The sequence below is a fragment of the Pseudomonas syringae genome, assembly GCF_023278085.1.
GTDB lineage: Bacteria > Pseudomonadota > Gammaproteobacteria > Pseudomonadales > Pseudomonadaceae > Aquipseudomonas > Aquipseudomonas syringae_Q.
The window spans coordinates 5,489,914-5,509,138 of record NZ_CP066265.1 but is presented as its reverse complement, the minus strand read 5'-3'; the positions used below and the strand labels follow the sequence as shown (position 1 = coordinate 5,509,138).

The 19,225-nt window shown below is 59.1% G+C and carries 21 protein-coding genes; 12 read left to right on the top strand and 9 right to left on the bottom strand.

Annotated elements, in window-relative coordinates; all coding sequences use genetic code 11:
- The first annotated feature begins 164 nt into the window (after window positions 1–164).
- A complete protein-coding gene (locus I9H07_RS24390; RefSeq protein WP_236424332.1) occupies window positions 165–2,063 on the top strand; it encodes a cytochrome c/FTR1 family iron permease in 1,899 nt (632 codons plus the stop codon).
- A gap of 212 nt (window positions 2,064–2,275) precedes the next feature.
- Window positions 2,276–2,503 carry a hypothetical protein gene (locus I9H07_RS24385; protein ID WP_024674522.1) on the top strand — a complete coding sequence of 76 codons (228 nt, stop codon included), beginning with the start codon at window positions 2,276–2,278 and terminating at the stop codon, window positions 2,501–2,503.
- An 83-nt stretch (window positions 2,504–2,586) separates the two neighbouring features.
- On the opposite strand, the gene I9H07_RS24380 is transcribed toward I9H07_RS24385, so the two are convergent.
- The gene (locus tag I9H07_RS24380; RefSeq protein ID WP_058391179.1) at window positions 2,587–2,874 is read right to left on the bottom strand and encodes a YheV family putative zinc ribbon protein; all 288 of its coding nucleotides are present in this window, start codon (window positions 2,872–2,874) and stop codon (window positions 2,587–2,589) included.
- Window positions 2,871–4,958 carry an oligopeptidase A gene (prlC, locus tag I9H07_RS24375; RefSeq protein ID WP_236429031.1) on the bottom strand — a complete coding sequence of 696 codons (2,088 nt, stop codon included), beginning with the start codon at window positions 4,956–4,958 and terminating at the stop codon, window positions 2,871–2,873. Before prlC ends, I9H07_RS24380 begins: the two co-directional genes overlap by 4 nt.
- A 76-nt stretch (window positions 4,959–5,034) precedes the next feature.
- Between prlC and I9H07_RS24370 the strand changes: the two genes are divergently transcribed.
- The gene (locus I9H07_RS24370) at window positions 5,035–5,580 is read left to right on the top strand and encodes a gamma carbonic anhydrase family protein (RefSeq protein WP_024674524.1); all 546 of its coding nucleotides are present in this window, start codon (window positions 5,035–5,037) and stop codon (window positions 5,578–5,580) included.
- A gap of 123 nt (window positions 5,581–5,703) precedes the next feature.
- Here the strand turns inward: I9H07_RS24370 and I9H07_RS24365 are convergent, their stop codons facing one another.
- A complete protein-coding gene (locus I9H07_RS24365; RefSeq protein WP_236424336.1) occupies window positions 5,704–6,750 on the bottom strand; it encodes an aminopeptidase in 1,047 nt (348 codons plus the stop codon).
- 250 nt (window positions 6,751–7,000) lie between these two features.
- Here I9H07_RS24365 and I9H07_RS24360 point away from each other — a divergent pair, with 250 nt between their 5' ends.
- From I9H07_RS24360 to I9H07_RS24345, 4 genes are all read left to right on the top strand, one after another.
- Complete coding sequence (locus tag I9H07_RS24360) at window positions 7,001–7,918, top strand: Abi family protein (RefSeq protein WP_236424338.1); 918 nt, start codon at window positions 7,001–7,003, stop codon at window positions 7,916–7,918.
- Between the two features lie 231 nt (window positions 7,919–8,149).
- Complete coding sequence (locus I9H07_RS24355; RefSeq protein ID WP_236424340.1) at window positions 8,150–9,886, top strand: OPT family oligopeptide transporter; 1,737 nt, start codon at window positions 8,150–8,152, stop codon at window positions 9,884–9,886.
- Between the two features lie 247 nt (window positions 9,887–10,133).
- The gene (locus I9H07_RS24350; RefSeq protein ID WP_236424342.1) at window positions 10,134–10,802 is read left to right on the top strand and encodes a hypothetical protein; all 669 of its coding nucleotides are present in this window, start codon (window positions 10,134–10,136) and stop codon (window positions 10,800–10,802) included.
- Between the two features lie 107 nt (window positions 10,803–10,909).
- Window positions 10,910–11,254 (top strand): hypothetical protein, encoded by a 345-nt coding sequence (locus I9H07_RS24345; RefSeq protein WP_032606457.1) that lies wholly within the window; start codon window positions 10,910–10,912, stop codon window positions 11,252–11,254.
- Window positions 11,255–11,267: 13 nt separating this feature from the next.
- Here I9H07_RS24345 and I9H07_RS24340 read toward each other — a convergent pair whose 3' ends face one another.
- A complete protein-coding gene (locus I9H07_RS24340) occupies window positions 11,268–11,501 on the bottom strand; it encodes a DUF1161 domain-containing protein (protein WP_005894724.1) in 234 nt (77 codons plus the stop codon).
- 117 nt (window positions 11,502–11,618) lie between these two features.
- On the bottom strand, window positions 11,619–12,050 hold the full coding sequence (locus I9H07_RS24335; RefSeq protein WP_024647577.1) for an OsmC family protein: 432 nt from the start codon (window positions 12,048–12,050) through the stop codon (window positions 11,619–11,621).
- A 211-nt stretch (window positions 12,051–12,261) separates the two neighbouring features.
- Here I9H07_RS24335 and I9H07_RS24330 point away from each other — a divergent pair, with 211 nt between their 5' ends.
- On the top strand, window positions 12,262–13,263 hold the full coding sequence (locus tag I9H07_RS24330; protein ID WP_058391183.1) for an LLM class flavin-dependent oxidoreductase: 1,002 nt from the start codon (window positions 12,262–12,264) through the stop codon (window positions 13,261–13,263).
- A gap of 137 nt (window positions 13,264–13,400) precedes the next feature.
- Here the strand turns inward: I9H07_RS24330 and I9H07_RS24325 are convergent, their stop codons facing one another.
- Both I9H07_RS24325 and I9H07_RS24320 read right to left on the bottom strand, forming a co-directional pair.
- A complete protein-coding gene (locus I9H07_RS24325) occupies window positions 13,401–13,625 on the bottom strand; it encodes a DUF1161 domain-containing protein (protein WP_024674530.1) in 225 nt (74 codons plus the stop codon).
- Between the two features lie 146 nt (window positions 13,626–13,771).
- Window positions 13,772–13,987: a dodecin gene (locus tag I9H07_RS24320; protein ID WP_024647574.1), complete on the bottom strand. Its 216-nt coding sequence runs from the start codon at window positions 13,985–13,987 to the stop codon at window positions 13,772–13,774.
- A 168-nt stretch (window positions 13,988–14,155) separates the two neighbouring features.
- Between I9H07_RS24320 and I9H07_RS24315 the strand changes: the two genes are divergently transcribed.
- Window positions 14,156–14,482 (top strand): DUF883 family protein, encoded by a 327-nt coding sequence (locus I9H07_RS24315; protein WP_003318456.1) that lies wholly within the window; start codon window positions 14,156–14,158, stop codon window positions 14,480–14,482.
- Here the strand turns inward: I9H07_RS24315 and I9H07_RS24310 are convergent, their stop codons facing one another.
- Entirely contained in the window at window positions 14,483–15,439 is a 957-nt protein-coding gene (locus I9H07_RS24310; RefSeq protein WP_024674531.1) for a LysR family transcriptional regulator, read from the bottom strand.
- Window positions 15,440–15,518: 79 nt separating this feature from the next.
- Here I9H07_RS24310 and trpB point away from each other — a divergent pair, with 79 nt between their 5' ends.
- The 3 genes from trpB to I9H07_RS24295 all read left to right on the top strand — a co-directional run bounded on the left by trpB (window position 15,519) and on the right by I9H07_RS24295 (window position 18,214).
- Entirely contained in the window at window positions 15,519–16,748 is a 1,230-nt protein-coding gene (trpB, locus tag I9H07_RS24305; RefSeq protein WP_024674532.1) for a tryptophan synthase subunit beta, read from the top strand.
- Window positions 16,745–17,557, top strand: a complete 813-nt coding sequence (trpA, locus tag I9H07_RS24300) for a tryptophan synthase subunit alpha (protein ID WP_024674533.1) — start codon at window positions 16,745–16,747, stop codon at window positions 17,555–17,557. The genes trpB and trpA overlap by 4 nt, the downstream gene beginning before the upstream one ends.
- A 126-nt stretch (window positions 17,558–17,683) precedes the next feature.
- On the top strand, window positions 17,684–18,214 hold the full coding sequence (locus tag I9H07_RS24295) for an anti-virulence regulator CigR family protein (RefSeq protein WP_236424344.1): 531 nt from the start codon (window positions 17,684–17,686) through the stop codon (window positions 18,212–18,214).
- A 147-nt stretch (window positions 18,215–18,361) separates the two neighbouring features.
- Here I9H07_RS24295 and I9H07_RS24290 read toward each other — a convergent pair whose 3' ends face one another.
- Window positions 18,362–19,186 carry an alpha/beta fold hydrolase gene (locus I9H07_RS24290; protein ID WP_236424346.1) on the bottom strand — a complete coding sequence of 275 codons (825 nt, stop codon included), beginning with the start codon at window positions 19,184–19,186 and terminating at the stop codon, window positions 18,362–18,364.
- Between the last annotated feature and the right edge of the window lie 39 nt (window positions 19,187–19,225).

Below are 19,225 nucleotides of genomic sequence, written 5' to 3'. Positions count from 1 at the left end.
CAAGACTTTCAGACTTTTCCTACCTTCAGCGGGTTGTAGCCACGGCGGGGCCGGTTTTCAAACGTTCGTCGTAAGATTCGGTAACAAAAACACATCAAGGCTATTGAGATGCGCTCTTGCGGAGTTAACAATGCAATGAATCGTATTCTTATCGAGATTCTGCAATGCCCCTCCGTTCTCACTTGCTTGCCTGGCTGCTGACGCCGCTAGTGACGCTGTGCAGCCTCAGCGCGCTGGCCGACCCTGTCGAAGGTGCAGCCCAGGCGCTGCATCTGCTGGATTACCTCAGCGCTGATTACCCGGCTGCGGTGGCAGAGGGCAAGGTTGTGGCGACCGCCGAGTACCAGCAGCAACTTGAAAACCTGACCACGTTGCAAAGCCTGATCCTGACGCTGCCGCAACGTGCCGAACGCGCAGAGCTGGAGCAGGGCGTCGGCGAGTTGAAAAGCGCCGTGACCAGCCGCCAGGACGCTACGCAGGTGACGCGTCAGGCACGGCAATTGGGCGCCAGGCTGGCGCTGACCTATGAAGTCAGCCAGGCACCGGCCATCACACCGGACCCGGCCCGTGGCGCCCCACTGTATGCACAGCATTGCTCGGTCTGCCACGGCGACAGCGGCGCGGGTGACGGCCCGGCGGGCATCGGCCTGGAGCCTGCACCGTCTGACCTGCGTAACGCGACGCGTCTTGATCGCCTGAGCCTATACGACCTCTACAACGCAACCGGCCTCGGCATTGCCGGCACCGACATGCCAGCGTTCGCCGATCAACTCGACGATCGCCAGCGTTGGGACGTTGCGACCTATATCGCCAGCTTCAGTGCGAAGCCAGTCGCCAATCCCGTCAAGACCTTCAACATTGCCGACCTGGCACGTCAGACGCCCGCCGAGATTCTGGCCGCCGAAGGCCAGGACGCCGCCGCGACCTTCCGTGCCCAGCGCGCGCAGCCACCGCAAGTGCAGCGCGGCCCGGCGCAACTGCTGGATTACACCAGCGTAACGCTGGACAAGAGCCTGGCCGCTTACAAAGCAGGCGATCGCGAGCAAGCCTACGACTTGTCGGTTGCGGCCTATCTGGAGGGTTTCGAGCTGGTCGAAAGCTCGCTGGATAACGTCGATGCCAATGTCCGCAAGGACACTGAAAAGAGTCTGATGGCCTATCGTCAGTCGTTGCAGGACGGCTTGCCGTTGCCACAGGTCGCACAAAAACTGGAAGCGGCGAAGTCCAGGCTCAAGGAGTCGGCAGGGCTGTTGGGCAGCGATGGCCTCAGCCAGTCGCTGAGCTACATTTCCGGCCTGTTGATCTTGTTGCGCGAAGGGCTGGAAGCGATTCTGGTGCTGGCGGCGATTCTGGCGTTCCTGCGTAACACGGGACAACAGTCTGCCGTGCGCAGCGTCAACATCGGCTGGGGCCTGGCGCTGCTGGCCGGTCTGGGTACCTGGGCACTGGCGGCTTACGTGATCGATGTCAGCGGCGCGCAGCGTGAATTGCTGGAGGGCGCCACGGCCCTGTTCGCCAGCGTGATGGTGCTCTGGCTCGGCGTGTGGATGCATGACCGTCGCCACGCTGCCGCCTGGCAGGATTACGTCAAGAGCAGCCTGGTCGGCGGGGGCGGCCGATTCGGGTTCGCGGTACTGGCGTTCTTCTCGGTGTATCGCGAGCTGTTCGAAGTGATCCTGTTCTACGAAACCCTGTGGTTGCAGGCCGGTCCGGCCGGCCATGACGCCGTGCTGGCGGGTGGCGCCACCGCGCTGGTGCTGCTGGTCGGGCTGGCATGGGTGATCCTGCGCGGCTCGGCGAAGCTGCCGCTGTCGATGTTCTTCGGCATCAACGCCGCGCTGCTCTGCGCGCTGTCGGTGGTCTTTGCCGGGCATGGCGTCAAGGCGCTGCAAGAAGCAGGCATATTCGGCACCCGGCCGGTGCCGTTCTTCGAGTTCGACTGGCTGGGTATTCATGCCGACCTGTACTCGCTTAGTGCGCAGGCCATCGCCCTGCTCGCCATTGCAGTGCTGTACGGGCGCAGCCTGCTGGCGGAGAGACGCAGGGTTCAGGCGACCGACTGAGGCCATTGCATTGACCGGGCAAGCGACGTCGCTCGCTTGCCCGGTATCACCGGTGCGCCATTGCCGCGCACCCTCCGGATGTATTCAAAACCCTGTATAAACAACCACCTGCCATTTCTGTCAGTAGACGCTTTTTTACTTCATGCCTAGTGTAGGAATACGCCAACTCGGCTACCGGGTACTGGCGCATTTACCTGAGAACGGGGTGGGGGATGGCTAAGTATGAGATTCGGTTGTGGGCTGAAGATAGTGATGAACATGACCACCCAGAGATAGCCATTGAGTTTTATGAGGACGAAGATTTACAAGCGCATGCCTGGGTAAGGCTGCATTCGGATGGCACGTACAAGATTCGCGGTGAACTGGGAAGGGATGAGGAAGTGCTGACTCTTCTGGCGCTGGCGTTCAGGACGAAGGTGGCTGAATTGGCGGGCTGGTAATCGTGCGTTGATTGCGCCGACAGCCCGCAGCAATAAAAAAGGTCCGCTAACACGCGAACCTTTTTATTTGAAACACCGACCCATCAGTCCAGATCAACCGGCTTCTTCAGCTTGGGATTCGGAAAAAACTGCACGCCCTGCACCTTCGGATCGGCCGGTTTGACCGCCGCCTTGTTGACCCGCGTGCCCAGCTCCTTCGGAATCGAAATACCCTGGGCGTTGAGCGTATCGCTATAACCACAGCCCACGCATTCGCGGTGCGGCACGTCGTCTTCGCTCCACATCATCAACTTGTCAGGCTCGCTGCACGCCGGGCAGACAGCCCCGGCGATGAAGCGCTTCTTGGTAATGATTACCGGTGTATCGGTCATGCTGCCGCATCCTCACTCAAGCCACTGTGACGCAACAATGCGTCAATCGACGGCTCGCGTCCGCGGAAATCGACGAACAGCACCATCGGCGCCTGTGAACCGCCACGCGCCAGAATGGCCTCGCGGAAGGCGCGACCGGTTTCAGCATTGAGCACGCCGTCTTCCTCAAACTTCGAGAACGCATCGGCAGACAACACTTCGGCCCACTTGTAGCTGTAATAACCCGCTGCGTAGCCGCCTGCGAAGATGTGCGCAAAGCTGTTCGGGAAGCGGTTGTAGGCGGGCGGGCGCATCACCGACACTTCGTCACGAACGTCTTCCAGCACGTCAAGTACGCTGCGGCCATCGCCGTGCGTCGCATGCAGTTCGAAGTCGAACATCGAGAACTCAAGCTGACGCACCATCATCAGGCCGGACTGGAAGTTCTTGGCCGCGAGCATCTTCTCCAGCAGGTCCTGCGGCAGTGGCTCACCGCTTTCGTAATGACCGGAGATCAGCGCCAGACCTTCAGGCTCCCAGCACCAGTTTTCCATGAACTGGCTCGGCAACTCGACGGCGTCCCAGGCCACGCCATTGATACCGGAGGCACCGGCGTGCTCGACGCGGGTCAGCAGGTGATGCAGGCCATGACCGAACTCGTGGAACAGCGTGGTGACTTCATCGTGGGTCAGCAGCGCAGGCTTGCCCGCCACTGCCGGTGTAAAGTTGCACACCAGGTTGGCCACCGGGCTTTGCAAGGTGCCTTCAGCAGTACGACGACGGTCACGGGCGCCGTCCATCCAGGCACCGCCACGCTTGTTGGCGCGCGCATACAGGTCGAAGAAGAAGCGCCCGACGTGCTGGCCGTTTTCCTTGATCTCGAACAGGCGAACATCCGGGTGCCAGGTATCGAAACCTTTCTGCTCGGCGATCTCGATGCCGTACAGGCGCTGGACGATGGAGAACAGACCGTTCAGCACCGTGTCGATGGGGAAGTAGGCGCGCAGGATTTCCTGGGAAACGCTGTAACGCTGTTCGCGCAGCTTCTCGCCGTAGAAACCGCTGTCCCAGCTTTGCAGGTCCGGGCAGCCCTGTTCAGCCGCGTATGCCTTGAGCTGCTCAAGGTCCTGAGCGGCGAACGGCTTGCTGCGCTTGGCCAGATCACGCAGGAAGCTCAGCACCTGATCGCTGGACTCGGCCATCTTGGTGGCGAGACTCAATTCGGCGAAGTTTGCGTAGCCCAGCAGTTGCGCCAGCTCCTGACGCAGATCGAGAATCTGCTCCATGACCGGCGTGTTGTCGTTCTTGCCCGCGTTCGGGCCTTGATCCGAGGCACGAGTGCAATACGCCGCATACAGCTCTTCGCGCAGGGCGCGGTCTTCGGCGTAGGTCATCACCGCGTAGTAGCTCGGGAATTCCAGGGTAATCAGAAAGCCTTCGAGGTCTTTCGCCTTGGCGGCAGCGGCCATCTGCTGTTTGGCAGAATCGGTCAGACCGGCGAGGGCGGACTCGTCAGTGACCAGCTTGGTCCAGGCCTGAGTGGCATCGAGCAACTGATTGGAAAACTGACTGCCCAGCTCCGACAGCTTGCTCTGCACCTCGGCGTAACGCTTCTGCTGCTCGGGCGGCAGATCGATGCCGGACAACCGGAAGTCACGCAACGCTTGCTCAAGAATGGTCTTCTGCGCCACATCGAAGGTGGCCGCTTCAGGGCCATTGGCCAATGCTTCATAGGCCTGGAACAGTTCGCGATTCTGACCCATCTCGGTGGAGTAGGCGCTCAATGCCGGCAGGCAGGACTCGTAGGCTTCACGCAGTTCTACGCTGTTGCAGACGGCATTCAGGTGGCTGACCGGACTCCATGCCGCGCCGAGGCGGTCATTCAATTCGTCCATGGTCAGCACCAGCCCGGCCCAGGTCGGCGTCGAGCCCTGTTTCGCGAGGATGTCAGCAATCGCGGCACGGTTGTCGGCCAGGATTTGTTCGATAGCAGGTTTGACATGTTCGGCACGAATCGCCGAAAAGGGTGGCAGGTCGTACGATTGCAGAAGAGGGTTGTTCGCGCTCACAGTTTTGCACCTTGCCTGGAAGAAACACCCAGCCATCTTAATTACAATCGACGCCGACCGCAGCAACCAAACCCGATCCACACGCCTATCACTGTCAAAGAAGGAGCCTATCGTGGCCATTCGCAAGTTTCAGGACCACACCCCAGCCCTTGGCGAACGGGCCTTTGTCGATCATTCAGCGATAGTCATTGGCGACGTTGCCATCGGCGCCGACAGCTCTGTCTGGCCGTTAACGGTCGTACGGGGCGACATGCACCGCATCCGCATCGGCGCACGCACCAGCGTCCAGGACGGCAGCGTGCTGCACATCACCCACGCAGGCCCCTTCAACCCGGACGGTTTCCCGCTACTGATCGGCGACGAAGTGACCATCGGCCACAAATCGATGTTGCACGGCTGCACAATCGGCAACCGGATTCTGGTCGGCATGGGCACCACCATCATGGACGGCGCAGTTGTCGAAGACGAAGTCATCATCGGCGCAGGCAGCCTGGTGCCGCCGGGCAAAGTGCTGGAAAGCGGCTTTCTGTACGTCGGCCGTCCGGTCAAACAAGTGCGCGCATTAACCGAAAAGGAGATCGCCTTCTTTCCGTACAGCGCCACCAATTACGTGAAGCTCAAGGATCAGCACCTGGCGGAGGGGTTTGATCAGGGTTGAGGTTCGCTATCGTTCTTACGCTCCAGCGTAGGAATGCATCCCGTGACGCTCCGCGTCACACACCGCCCATCCTTGAGGGGGGACGAAAGGCATTACCACGCAGAGCGTAGTAACGAGAATTCATCAAGGCATCAATGCGCGCAGCGCCGCCTTGCGCGACTCGACCTGCATACCGCCCAGCTTCTCCACCGCCCGATAAAATGCCTGCCAATCCCCATTCTCCTGCCTGAACAACGCTTCAAACGCGGGCACCCACTGATCATAAAGACCAAACGGCAGCAGCTTCGCGTTGTTCATCGGGCTGTTGATCCAGCCATCAAAACGCTTGTCACCGGCCCACTGCCCATCACGCAACGTCCGATAATCACGGCGCAGCCGTTCAAACTCCGCAGCCTTGCGCACGCGCATCGCCTCAGCCGACAGCGGCTGACGATAAAGGTCCTTGAGCCGCTCCCGAGTGGCCAGCACCAACTGGATAAACTGATCACGCCGCGCCGACTGCGAAACACTCTCCGGCGGCAAACCCCGCGCTGCACGCCACTGCCGCGTACCTTCCTGCTCGACAAAACTGGCGTACGACTCGTTGAACTCAGTGTCGTCCTTCACATAAAAACGCTGATGCGCCAACTCATGGAAAATCAGCGTCGCCAGGCGCTCATCACCCCAGCCCAGCATCGAACTGAGAATCGGATCATCGAACCAGCCCAGCGTCGAATACGCCTCCACACCACTTAAATACACATCCTTGCCCGCCTGACGCTGCAACGCCGCCTCACCACGCGCCCCGCCAGGGCTGTAATAACCGCGATACGCGACACAGCCAGCAATCGGAAAACAATGCGTGACCGGCTCCAGCGAAAACTCATCCGTCGCAAACACATTCCACACCACATAAGGCCGCCCTAGATCCGCATACAGGCGATAACTCTGGTTATCCGGTAGATGCAAATGCTCACTGGCAAAGCTGCGCGCCAGTTGCGACCGGGCCAGATGCTCGCGCAAACCGGTATCCCGAGTCGGATCAGCAATGATCTTTTCCACAGGCTCACGCGCTTGCAACAACTGCCACTGCCCCTGCGCCAACTGGCTGTAATAGGAGAGGCTGGAGCAGCCGGTTAACAGCGTGATGGCGATCAGTGATAACAGGCGTAAGGCGTAGAGTGTGGGCATGGACGGGAGGGCTTTGGTGGTTTGGATGTGGTGATGTTATGCCGGACGGGTGCGGCGGTGTGCAACTGTGTGAGAGGACAGGACCCTGTGGCCCATCCCCGCATCCCATTGAGCAAATTTGATTGACAGCTTGCCAATGCATCAATAGCCTTGGCCGCAAGAATAACCCCCACGCCTCGGGCGGGACTCGTCCTGTACTGCGCACCAGGGGGTTAGTTTTTTCTACACCTTGCCAGCAGGAAGCTAAGGCTTGTCGCACCTCCCCATCCTTTTTGATAAGCCCGCCAAAACCCCTCACGCACTTCTACTCCATCTGCGTAAAAAAGGATTGGACACACGAGGTCAGACCCAAAAAGCGCTTCGTGCTCTTCAGTTTATCGGGCATTACCGATTGCTGATCTACATGCGTCCTCTGCAAGATTCAGGCAAGCAGTTTTACCCTGCTGTGCAGTTTGATGACATTTTGGCGCTCTACGATTTCGATCGAAGACTGCGTCTGCTTTGCCTGGATGGCATTGATCGTATTGAAGTGGCGTTTCGCTCACTAATAGCTAATACATTGGCTAATAATCGTGCCTGCGGCCCACATTTTTACTTAAATGCCATCCACTTCCGGAATATGGATGAGCATCGCGCCTTCCTGAAGCAAGTAATGGGGCTTCGGGGACAGAGTCTCGCGATTCAGCATTATTACAACAACTATAACACTCCTGCTTTTCCGCCCATCTGGGTTGTGCTCGAACAGATGACTATCGGGCAGTTATCGCGACTGTTCGCGGGCTTGCATCTTGATCACAAGAAAAAAATTGCAGCATGCTTTGGTTATAACGAAGGTGTGCTGAGCAGCTGGTTGAAAAGCCTGACGCTGTTACGCAATATCAGTGCTCATCATAGTCGGTTGTGGAACACATCCATCACATCCGATACCCCTCAGTTCGCGAAGTCAATCAAGGCAGAGTTTCCGACAGAGGCAGACCGAGGACGGTTGTTTGCACGAGCCGTGGCAGTGCAGGCTTTGCTGCAGGTAATTGACCCTACGGCAGACTGGAAACATCGGTTTAAGGCATTAATGGTAGAACTTCCCGTTCTTACACTTGAAAAAGCCGGGCTAACACCCGCTGCGTTAGGTTTACCCACTGGTTGGGAGACCCGCCCCTTTTGGAATTAATCAAACCGTTGTGACAGCGTTAGCTTTTCCGAGTGCGGCTAATAAATTGATACCCGTTATACCTATTAGCCTGACTTTACTTTTTGATCAAAGGCTTCAATTAGGGAAGCCGGTAAAGTAACTGGCCAACATTCAATACGCAGCCCCCGTGGAACCTTCCCCCTTCCCGACGCTCCCTTCTAATGCAGCAGTTGTACCCCTCCTCAACGCCCACCGCCGAAAGGATTCCGCATGCCTACAACCCCGCTTCCCGACATCACCCCCGTCCAACGCGAACTCAGCCTGCGTGCCGTCATCACCGGCATCGTTCTGGGCATTCTGCTCACCCCCTCCAACGTCTACGCGGGCCTGAAGATTGGTTGGTCGTTCAACATGTCGATCATCGCGCTGTTAATCGGTTACGCCATCTGGCAAGGCCTGGCCAAACGCTCGCCCAATCAGCCGCCGTGGACGCTGCATGAGAGCAACATCAACCAGACGGTAGCGTCGGCCGCTGCGTCGATCATTTCCGGCGGGTTGGTGGCGCCGATTCCGGCGTACACGTTGTTGACCGGGCAGCAGCTGGACGCTGTTCCGATGATGGCGTGGGTGTTTTCGGTGAGTTTTCTGGGAATCTGGATTGCGTGGTATTTGCGGCCTTCGTTGCTCAATGACAAGTCGCTGAAGTTTCCCGAGGGCATGGCGACGCTGGAGACGTTGTTGCACATTTACAATCAGGGTCGTGAGGCGGCGACGCGGTTGAAGGTGTTGCTAAGTGCTGCGTTGCTGTCCGGGCTGGCGAAGTGGGTCGACACCTTTGTGTGGGCGTTTCCGCGCTGGTCGCCGAGTGCGCAGCTGGAGCGGCTGACGTTTACTGCTGACCCTTCGCTGTTGTTGGTGGGGTTCGGCGCAATCATCGGGATTCGTGTGGGTGTGACGCTGTTGTTCGGTGCGCTGCTGGCGTGGGGCGGTCTGGCGCCGTGGTTGTTGGCGCAAGGGCTGGTGACGTTGCCAGCTGGCAGCAATGGTCCGCAGTTCGCGGCACTGGTGGCGTGGTTGTTGTGGCCGGGTGTGAGCTTGATGGTCTGCTCGACGTTGGCGTCGCTGGCGATTCGGTTGTGGGGATTGCATGCGTCCACCAAAGCGAGCAGTGGGACTGTCTGGGCGATGCCAAAGCCGGGGCCTGCGCTTGGTTTGCTGCTGTCGATCATCTTGGTGGTAAGCCTGCAGGCGCTGTTGTTCGGCATCAATCTGTGGATGGCGTTGCTGACCATTCCCTTGGCGATTTGCCTGGCTGCAGTGGCTGCGCGAGTGGTCGGCGCGACGGGCATTCCGCCGATTGGGGCCATCGGGCAGTTGTCGCAGTTGAGCTTTGGTATCGTCGCGCCCGGGCAGGTGACGATCAATCTGATGAGCGCGAATACGGCTGGCGGTTCGGCCGGGCAATGCACGGACTTGATGAACGACTTCAAGGTGGGCAAGGCGATTGGCGCCACGCCACGCAAGCAATTGGTCGCCCAGACGCTGGGGATCTTGGTCGGCAGTATCGTGGGCGTGCTGGCCTACATGGCGCTGATTCCGGACCCGCAAACCATGCTGCTCACCGAGGAGTGGCCAGCGCCGGCAGTGGCCACCTGGAAAGCCGTGGCGCAAACCCTGACGCACGGGCTGGACTCGTTGTCGGAGAGCATCCGCTGGGCTATTTTCATTGCCGGTATGGCGGGTACGTTGCTGGGCATCCTTGACAGCACTTTACCGACTCATCGCGCCCGCTATTTACCGAGCGCCGCTGCCTTGGGCCTGGCGTTTGTGCTGCCCGCTTCGGTGTCGCTGATGATGGCTCTGGGCGCGCTGCTCACGTGGGCAGTGAGCTGTCGCTGGGCGAGCCTCACCGAACGCTTCGCCATTACCGTTGCGGCGGGCTTGATCGCCGGGGAGAGCATGACGGGAGTGGGGGCGTCGTTGTGGCAGATGTTTGGTAGTAAGTGAGGACGAATTTTCTGGCGCTGATCAGCTCAAGAGTGGAGCTGATCTCCGTCCACGAGCTTCATTCATCCCAAACACATCATGTTCAGCGCTTTTTCCAAAAGGCTGCTTACATTGACGCACACAACAAAAAGCCCACCGTATAGGTGGGCTTTGAGTGTTGCTATATCATCTGTCCGTGGGGGGAGGCATAAGCCAGCTAGGCCCTCGGCAAGTGAATGGACTATAAGGAGATTTGCAGTTGTCGTCAATGTCAACGTTAGACGTTGCAAAGGCAATCAGATTATCCCTTTCCTCTGCCCGGATTTCGACGTACGAACACGCAGCACTCGCTGTGGGCCGGGGTCTAGATGAGGCCATCACTTTATATGCCTGGAACGCTCTCGTCTCTGCAGCGTTCCTTACACCTCTGCACCTGTGCGAGGTGATTGTCCGTAACGGTGTTGCAGACGCAATCGCTTCGGTCTATGGCCCCCAGTGGCCTTGGAGCCCTGGTTTCGAGCAGAGCCTGCCACATGTCACAGGCGCCGTTTTCAAACCGAAACAAGAGCTTGCAAGGGCCAGACAGAAATGCGCTACAACCGGAGCCGTGATTGCAGAACTGAAATTTGTCTTTTGGGAAAAAATGTTTACGAAACGGTTTGAGGGCCGTATCTGGACCCCTTATCTACACAGCTTTTTCCCAAACCTTGAAAAGTGTTTCACTGTATCTGCCCACCGAGCAAAGATCGCGGCTGATCTCGAACAGATTCGACTGCTCCGTAATCGAATCGCTCATCATGAGCCGATCTTTTCACGAAACCTGAAAAGCGATTTTGCTGTGATTCAACGCCTGACTGAAACACGTTGCATCATTTCTGCAGATTGGATGCATGGCCAGCAACAAGTCATGTCAACGGTCGCCACTAAACCTTTTTAAGCAGAGGAACACCTCAGGTGCCAATCCGTTTTCTCACTCTGCCAATCGCATTAACCCTCGCAACGCTTGCCGGATGCGCGGGCCCTTTGCCAGCCGTCGACCCGAACATGGCGTGGGTCGACATGCGCACCATCACCGGCCAGCTGATCATGGCCGACAAGCTTGATGGCGAGAACACTTATGACGGGCGCTATTTTCAGGTGACGCCGGGCAGTCACGAGTTGCAGGTACGTTATGACTACGAATACCGGTCGGGCGGGATGGGCATGATCGGCGATGAGTACACCGAGATCACCTGTTACGTCAGTGTTCGTTATGACCACTTCGCCGCTGGGCAGCATTACATGCTGGAGGTGCGCTCAATGGCCAACAGTGTCGACGCCTGGCTTTACGATGCAGAACGCAAGGTGGTGGCCGAAGAGGAAGAAGAGGGCGGCGTACACTGCATCTGATCAGCGCATTCGGTCAGCGGTCATTACGCTGGTAGATGATTTTTTTCGTGCCGTTATCGCAGGTGCCGACAACCATGTTGGGATCGGTGGCTTCTTCGTTGGCGACGATTTCCAGCGTGTAAGACGTCACGTTGTTGGCCTGGATCTTGGCTTCGATTTCATCCTTGAGTTCTTCACAGGATTTCGGCGCCGCCAGCGCGCTGGTCGCCAGCACGGTACAGGTCACTGCCAGAATAAAACGTTTCATGCTCGACTCCTGATCAAAATCAAACCATGCGTCGATAACGCATGACCGATGAAGCAAGCCAGCTTTATACAGTAGATACAGGAGCGCACAAGGCGCTCCCGCAACGCTCGTGGTGGATCAGCTCACCAATGTGGCGTCCAGCGTGATCTTGGCGTTCAACACTTTCGAAACCGGGCAGCCTTCTTTGGCCTGCTTGGTCAGTTCGTCGAACTTCTCTTGGGTTGCACCCGGCACTTTGGCCTTGAGGGTCAAATGCACAGCGCTGATCGCAAAACCGCCTTCAACCTGATCCAGCGTGACGTCGGCTTGCGTATCGATGCTTTCAGCGGTAAGGCCTGCGCCGCCCAGAATCATGGACAATGCCATCGAGAAACAGCCTGCGTGAGCTGCACCGATCAGTTCTTCAGGGTTGGTGCCCTTGCCGCCTTCAAAACGCGCCTTGAAGCCGTAAGGTGCTTCACGCAAAACGCCGGTTTCCGTGGAGATGCTGCCGATACCGCTTTTCAGATCACCTTCCCAGTGGGCGGATGCTTTCTTGACGATGCTCATGGTGGCTCCTTTTGGAATGAATTTGGATCATTGCTGTTACAAGGTTCTGAGGATAGACCGTGCTGGAAAGTTCAACCGTCGGAAAGACCTAGCGTTTAAGTAGGTTTTTACCCGCCTGCCATTGAAAAGCGCGACTTGCGCCCGCACTGCTGTTTCATCGTGGGCAGCTCCAGCAGCCAGCCCATCTCAATTCGAGGAGCTACCCCGGCCTATGAAACGTCTGGCAGATGTAAAGATTTCCACCCTTGATCTGGTGCCCGTGCGCCATGACCGAGGTCCCGCCGAGTCCCTGCGCAATTCCCTGAGCCTGGCTCAACACGTTGAAAAACTGGGCTATAACCGCTTCTGGGTGGCTGAACACCACAACATGGATGGCATCGCCAGTTCGGCGACTGCCGTGCTGCTTGCGTACCTGGCCGGTGGTACGTCGACCATTCGTGTCGGGGCGGGCGGGATCATGCTGCCCAACCACGCGCCGCTGGTGGTGGCCGAGCAGTTCGGCACCCTGGCGAGCCTCTATCCCGGTCGAATCGATCTGGGTCTGGGCCGCGCACCGGGTTCCGATCAGATGACCGCCCGCGCCCTGCGCCGTGAACGTTCCGGCAGCGCCGAGGATTTCCCGGATGATGTGAACGAGCTGATGGAATACCTCGGGCCGCGCACGCCTGATCAAAAAGTGATCGCCGTACCGGGCTCGGGCACCAATGTGCCAGTCTGGCTGCTGGGATCGAGTCTGTTCAGCGCGCAATTGGCGGGCATGCGCGGGCTGCCGTATGCCTTCGCATCGCACTTTGCGCCGCGCTATATGCATGAGGCGATTCGCGTCTATCGCAATCACTTCCAGCCCTCGGCAGTGCTCGACAAGCCGTATGTGATGCTCGGCGTACCGCTGTCGGCGGCAGACACCGATGAGCAGGCCGAATACCTGGCCACCTCGGTCTACCAGCGTATTCTGGCCTTGATGCGCGGGCACAGCCTGATGCAGCGGCCACCGGTCGACTCGATGGATGGCCTGTGGCTGCCGCACGAACGTGAAGCGGTGGCGAGCTTCCTCGGGCTGGCGATGGTCGGCGGCCCGGATAAAATCCGCGCCAAACTGGACGTGTTGCTGGAGCAGACTGATGCCGATGAGCTGATCTTCACCTGCGACATGTACGAGCACGAGGATCGACTGCGGTCCTACGAGATCCTCGCGCAGGTTGCACACGGCTAAGCGACTTTCCGAATCGGAAAAAAACAGCCAGAAACAGAATCGCCCCGGACTGGATGACAGTCCGGGGCGATTCTGTTCGTGAAACCTGCAAACGGGATCAACCCGGCGTACCGGCCTGAACCGGGCCCGGTTGGCAATCAACCGCGCTGGTAAACGATTTCCTTGCTGCCGCCTTCGCAAGTACCGACGACTTGCTTGCCGGCCGCGCTGCCTTTCTCGACCACTTCCAGCGTGTAGGACGTTACGCCCTTCGCCTGGAGCTTGGCGTCGAGTTCACTTTTCAACTCTTCACATGGCTTGCCTGCCGCGAAGGCAGTGCCTGCAATGCTCAACAAGCCTACAGCCAACAAAAACTTCTTCATGGGTAATCCCTCTCGTCCGGCCAGATACAGACGCCATCGGAACAGGCGCCCATTGAACATCCCCGCGCTCATACCCGCCCGTTGACGGGTCACGTGGTATATAGCGCAGGTTATGGCAATCGGCCAGCCGAAAGGTTCAGCGCTGCTTAGCTGTTGGCGATACGGAAGCCGACTTTCAGGGTGACCTGAAAATGCGCCACTTTGCCATCTTCGATGTGACCACGGGTTTCAGTCACTTCAAACCATTCCATATGGCTGAGGCTTTTGCTGGCTTCAGCCAGGGCATTGTTGATGGCATCTTCGATGGTGGTGGTGGAAGAGCCGACGATTTCGACTTTTTTGTACGTGTGGTGATCGGTCATGGCAGTTCTCCTGAGGGTCTGAAAAAGACGCGATATAGAGCGCGCTCCCTGCTTCTGTCAGGGGAACGCGCGCAAAAGTTCAGCTCTTTGTACAAATCGCATCGCACTTTCCAAAAAGCCCGCAGTCGGAAACAACACACGCTCACTCATCATTGCAGGAGAAACACCATGGCTACCACTTCACTACGTAAGGCCTCGTTGCAGAGCATGGAAGCTGAGATCGAGAGCCTCCTGAAGTCGCTCGAAGGCCTGAAAGCCGATGCTACCGACGAGTCGCGCAAGACCCTGAAGAATCTGAAAGCCAACGCTGAAAGCGCGCTGAGCCATTCGCGCAGCCTGCTGAGCGATGTCTACGAAGACGTCAAAGAGAAAACCCGCGAAAACGCACTGGCTACTCGTGACTACGCTCAGGAACACCCATGGACTACCGCCGGCGTTGCTGTAGGTGCCATCGGCCTGATCGCAGCCTACATGCTGTTCAAGCGCGGCAACTGATCAGATTCTGATCGGGTCCCCGGACTGCTTCAGCTCATTTTTTAACCACTGAGCCAACTGTTGCGCCCGACCATCGGCCGCACGTCTGGGTACCCACAACGCCAGCTGCGCCGGGGTTTCACTGAAACCCCATGGCGCAGCCAGGCGTCCGGCTTTCAGGTCATCAATGACCAATGGCTCCGGCGCAATCGCAATACCGAGGCCAGCCACAGCCGCCTCCAGCAAATAATACAAATGCTCAAAACCCTGACCGTAGTGCAATGCTTGCGCATCGATACCGTTCTGCTGCGCCCAGCTTGGCCAGGCTTGCGGGCGCGAGGTGGTTTGCAGCAACGGTTCGTCGAGCAGGGACCTGGCGGGAGCATTACACAGGCTCTCGAATCGCTCGAACCGAGGGCTTAAAACCGGGCCGATGCGCTCGCTGACCAGTTCGAAGACCTGCATGTCGGCAGGCCAGGGCGGCTCGGCGAATACCAGCAGTGCGTCCAGCCCCGGACGACGTGGATCAAGATCACCTTCGCCAGCCGACAAGTGCAAGCGCAGGTCTGGCAGGTCAGCATTCAAGCGGCTCAGACGCGGAATGAACCAGCGTGCCAACAGGCTGCCGGAACAGCCCAGGACGAACGGCGCGTCGGCGCTGCCCTTGCTCAGCTCGGCGCACACGCCGCGCAACCGGTCAAACGCGTCGCCGCTGACATCACGCAACCGAAGGCCTGCATCTGTGAGTTTCAGGCCACGCCCGTCCTTGCTGAACAGGCTGACGCCCAAATGCTCTTCAAGCACCTTCAATTGGCGGCTGACCGCGCCGTGCGTAACGCTCAGCTGCTCGGCGGCGAGGCTGACGCTGCCCAGTCGAGCAGTGCTTTCGAAGGCGCGCAAAGCATTCAGGGGAGGGAGGTCGCGGCTCATGATCTGTGAGTTTTCCTGACAGGTTGTGGCGATCTTATCGGTTTTCATCCGGGCGCGCGCTGGTTAAAGTGGACTCATTGCCGATCCGGCTCACCCAATTCGCCCATTACTGCAACTGGAGCACTTCATGACCCAGACCAATCTCCGCAGCGGCCCCGACGCCAACGGCCTGTTCGGCTCATTTGGCGGCCGCTACGTGGCTGAAACCCTGATGCCGCTGGTGCTAGACCTCAACCGCGAGTACGAAGCGGCTAAAGCCGACCCGGAATTCATCAAGGAGATGGCCTACTTTCAGCGCGATTATGTGGGCCGTCCAAACCCGCTGTACTTCGCCGAGCGCCTGACCGAGTTCTGCGGCGGCGCGAAGATCTACTTCAAGCGTGAAGAGCTCAACCACACCGGCGCGCACAAGATCAACAACTGCATCGGCCAGGTGCTGCTGGCCAAACGCATGGGCAAAAAACGCCTGATCGCGGAAACCGGTGCCGGTATGCACGGCGTTGCGACTGCCACCGTTGCTGCACGTTTCGGCCTGCCTTGCGTGATCTACATGGGCGCCACCGACATTGAGCGCCAACAGGCGAACGTGTTCCGCATGAGGCTGCTGGGTGCTGAAATCGTCCCGGTCACTTCCGGCACCGGCACCCTGAAAGATGCGATGAACGAAGCCCTGCGCGACTGGGTCACCAACGTCGAGGACACCTTCTACCTGATCGGCACCGTGGCAGGCCCGCACCCGTATCCGGCGATGGTGCGTGACTTCCAGGCCATCATCGGCAAGGAAACCAAAGAGCAGATGCAGGAGAAAGAAGGCCGCCTGCCGGACAGCCTGATCGCCTGCGTCGGTGGCGGCTCCAACGCCATGGGCCTGTTTCATCCGTTCCTGGATGACGCCAGCGTAGAAATCATCGGCGTCGAAGCGGGCGGCCACGGCGTCAACACTGACAAGCACGCAGCCAGCCTGAATGGCGGCGTACCGGGTGTGCTGCACGGCAACCGCACCTACCTGCTGCAGGATGGCGACGGACAGATCACCGATGCGCACTCGATTTCTGCCGGTCTGGACTACCCGGGCATCGGCCCGGAGCACGCCTTCCTGCACGAAGTGAAGCGCGTCGAATACGTCAGCATCACCGACGAAGAAGCGCTGGACGCATTCCATCAGTGCTGCCTGCTTGAAGGCATCATCCCGGCGCTGGAAACCGCTCACGCACTGGCCGAGGCCATGAAGCGGGCAACCAACCTGCGTGACGATCACTTGATGGTCGTGTGCCTGTCCGGGCGCGGCGACAAAGACATGCAAACCGTCATGAACCACATGGCAGCCGCTGAAAAAACTCAGGAGACGCTGGTATGAGCCGTCTGGAACAACGTTTCGCCCAGCTGAAAACCGAAGGTCGTGCGGCGCTGGTGACCTTCATCACTGCCGGTGATCCTGGCTACGACACCTCCCTGAAAGTCCTCAAGGGCCTGCCGGCTGCCGGCGCTGACGTGATCGAGCTGGGTATGCCGTTCACCGATCCGATGGCCGACGGTGTAGCCATTCAGCTGGCCACGCTGCGCGCTCTGGACGCGGGCCAGACTCTGCAGAAAACCTTGCAGATGGTCAGCGAATTTCGTGTCGACGATCAAACCACGCCGATCGTGCTGATGGGTTACTACAACCCGATTCACCGTTTTGGCGTTGAAGCGTTCGTGGCCCAGGCCAAGGAGGCGGGCGTCGATGGCCTGATCATCGTTGACCTGCCGCCCGAGCACGACGCCGAGCTGGCAACGCCTGCGCAGGCGTCCGGCATCGACTTCATCCGCCTGACCACGCCGACCACCGACGATGCGCGCCTGCCGCGTGTGCTGGAGCGCAGTTCCGGGTTTGTCTATTACGTGTCGGTGGCCGGTGTGACCGGTGCCGGTTCGGCGACCACCGAGCATGTGACCGAAGCCATCGCACGTCTGCGTCGCCATACCGACCTGCCGATCAGCGTCGGCTTCGGCATTCGCACACCCGAGCAGGCCGCCGCCATTGCTCGTCTGGCTGACGGTGTGGTGGTGGGCTCGGCGTTCGTCGACAAGATCGCCACTGCCGAATCGCCAGAACAGGCAATCGACGGTGTACTGACCCTGTGCGCCGCCTTGGCCGAGGGTGTACGTAACGCACGCGTCAGCTGAGGGTAAAGTTTCTGATACAGAGGAATCAAAGCGCTATCAACGGTTCTATGTAGCAAGACATAAGGGGTTCATGACCAGCGTCATGAACCCCTTTTTGCTGCATTGAGTGAAGCCGAGGAAGCACCCATGAAACTGCCAAACCGTTTTATCACTGGACTGGGCATCTTGATGATCAGCGCCAGCCCGCTGCTGCAAGCTGCGCCGCCAGACCAGCGCGGCGGGGGCCCGGACGATAACCGTGGCGGTCAGCAACAGGGCCCGCAGAACAACGGCGGGCATAACGAGCGTGGCAATGACCGTGGTCCGGGCAATGATAACGGCAAGGGTCCGGACAAAGGCCCGGCTAAAAAGCCAGGTAATCAGGGCCCGCAGGCAAACCGTGGCGGCAACCGTCCGCCGCAGGATTTCGGCGACGTACGCCAGACCTTCCAGCAGCACCGCGACGTCATCGGCCGAGGCCAGCCCCTGCCGCCGGGCGTACACATCGCCAAGGGCCGTCCATTGCCACCGGGTTACGGCAAACGCCTGGACAGCCGCTCGCTGCAATACCTGCCACGTTATGACGGCTACGAATGGCGCCGCCTGGGCACCGACGTGGTGCTGATCGCCGTGGGTTCGGGAATTGTGTACGCGATTCTGGATGGGGTGTTGAATTGATGGCCTGCTGACGCCCTTGAATGCGCGACGACGCGCAGGGCGTTCCCAAGCTGGAGCGTCAGGAACGATAATCTCGACTATCGTGCGACGCTCCGCGTCGCATGCCGTTCTGGACGCTCTGCGTCCGGTCTTGAGCGCCTGACGTGCTCAACCCTGCTTCTGATTCACCCGCGCCAAAAACGTCATCAGCGCCCCCGACACAAACGCCGGGTTTTCCAGATTGGCGATATGCCCGGCCCCAGGTACCAGCACGTAAGGGCAGCCGATCAAACCGGCCATCTCACGCGTCTCCTCAGGCGGGCGCGGGATGTCTGCATCGCCACACATCACCAGCGTGGTGTCGGCATTCAGTTGTTCAATCAACCCAAGCCGGTCATCGCGACCAAAGATCATCCGCCCCAGCGGCACCACCGACTGACGCAATTGCTCTGCATTCATGCCCGCCAACGCCGCTCGAAAGGCCTGATAAACAGGCGACTGCGGATCAATGCCGGGACGGAAAAAGATCGGCACCACGATATCCAGCAGCGGCGCAGGGAAAGCACCGGTCTCTTCCAGCTTGTCGAGCAGCGAAAAGTAATAGGCCTTCTTGGCCTCGCTCTCTTTGCCCAGATAGGTGTCCATCAGCACCAGACCGGTAATGCGCTCCGGCGCGAGCAGCGCAGCAATTGCGCCCCACATACCGCCGACCGACAGCCCGACGATGCTGCAACGCTCGATATTCAAATGATCCAGCAGCGCCAGCGCATGCCGCGCCAGGTCATCGAGATTGCGCGTGCCCTCTGGGAAACCGCTGGAATCCCCGTGCCCCCAAAGGTCCGGCGCAATCACCCGATACTGGCTGGCCAGCGTATCGATCTGCGCACTCCACATCGCCTTGTCCCAGAGATAACTATGACCCAGCAAGACAACCGGCCCGGTGCCTTGGTCAGAATAGTGAAGGGTCTTACCGTCGATGAGTAGATCCGGCATTTCTGATGATCCTCTGTCCTGGTCTTTCAGCATTCAGCT

What these genes read in the sequence shown, in the direction of transcription:
- I9H07_RS24335 (WP_024647577.1), bottom strand. Translation starts at nt 12,050, where the DNA reads ATGAGCATCGTCAAGAAAGCATCCGCCCACTGGGAAGGTGATCTGAAA.
- I9H07_RS24350 (WP_236424342.1), top strand. Translation starts at nt 10,134, where the DNA reads ATGTCAACGTTAGACGTTGCAAAGGCAATCAGATTATCCCTTTCCTCT.
- I9H07_RS24390 (WP_236424332.1), top strand. Translation starts at nt 165, where the DNA reads ATGCCCCTCCGTTCTCACTTGCTTGCCTGGCTGCTGACGCCGCTAGTG.
- trpA (WP_024674533.1), top strand. Translation starts at nt 16,745, where the DNA reads ATGAGCCGTCTGGAACAACGTTTCGCCCAGCTGAAAACCGAAGGTCGT.
- I9H07_RS24340 (WP_005894724.1), bottom strand. Translation starts at nt 11,501, where the DNA reads ATGAAACGTTTTATTCTGGCAGTGACCTGTACCGTGCTGGCGACCAGC.
- I9H07_RS24365 (WP_236424336.1), bottom strand. Translation starts at nt 6,750, where the DNA reads ATGCCCACACTCTACGCCTTACGCCTGTTATCACTGATCGCCATCACG.
- I9H07_RS24380 (WP_058391179.1), bottom strand. Translation starts at nt 2,874, where the DNA reads ATGACCGATACACCGGTAATCATTACCAAGAAGCGCTTCATCGCCGGG.
- I9H07_RS24385 (WP_024674522.1), top strand. Translation starts at nt 2,276, where the DNA reads ATGGCTAAGTATGAGATTCGGTTGTGGGCTGAAGATAGTGATGAACAT.
- I9H07_RS24345 (WP_032606457.1), top strand. Translation starts at nt 10,910, where the DNA reads ATGGCGTGGGTCGACATGCGCACCATCACCGGCCAGCTGATCATGGCC.
- I9H07_RS24295 (WP_236424344.1), top strand. Translation starts at nt 17,684, where the DNA reads ATGAAACTGCCAAACCGTTTTATCACTGGACTGGGCATCTTGATGATC.
- I9H07_RS24290 (WP_236424346.1), bottom strand. Translation starts at nt 19,186, where the DNA reads ATGCCGGATCTACTCATCGACGGTAAGACCCTTCACTATTCTGACCAA.
- I9H07_RS24320 (WP_024647574.1), bottom strand. Translation starts at nt 13,987, where the DNA reads ATGACCGATCACCACACGTACAAAAAAGTCGAAATCGTCGGCTCTTCC.
- prlC (WP_236429031.1), bottom strand. Translation starts at nt 4,958, where the DNA reads ATGGCTGGGTGTTTCTTCCAGGCAAGGTGCAAAACTGTGAGCGCGAAC.
- trpB (WP_024674532.1), top strand. Translation starts at nt 15,519, where the DNA reads ATGACCCAGACCAATCTCCGCAGCGGCCCCGACGCCAACGGCCTGTTC.
- I9H07_RS24330 (WP_058391183.1), top strand. Translation starts at nt 12,262, where the DNA reads ATGAAACGTCTGGCAGATGTAAAGATTTCCACCCTTGATCTGGTGCCC.
- I9H07_RS24315 (WP_003318456.1), top strand. Translation starts at nt 14,156, where the DNA reads ATGGCTACCACTTCACTACGTAAGGCCTCGTTGCAGAGCATGGAAGCT.
- I9H07_RS24325 (WP_024674530.1), bottom strand. Translation starts at nt 13,625, where the DNA reads ATGAAGAAGTTTTTGTTGGCTGTAGGCTTGTTGAGCATTGCAGGCACT.
- I9H07_RS24355 (WP_236424340.1), top strand. Translation starts at nt 8,150, where the DNA reads ATGCCTACAACCCCGCTTCCCGACATCACCCCCGTCCAACGCGAACTC.
- I9H07_RS24310 (WP_024674531.1), bottom strand. Translation starts at nt 15,439, where the DNA reads ATGAAAACCGATAAGATCGCCACAACCTGTCAGGAAAACTCACAGATC.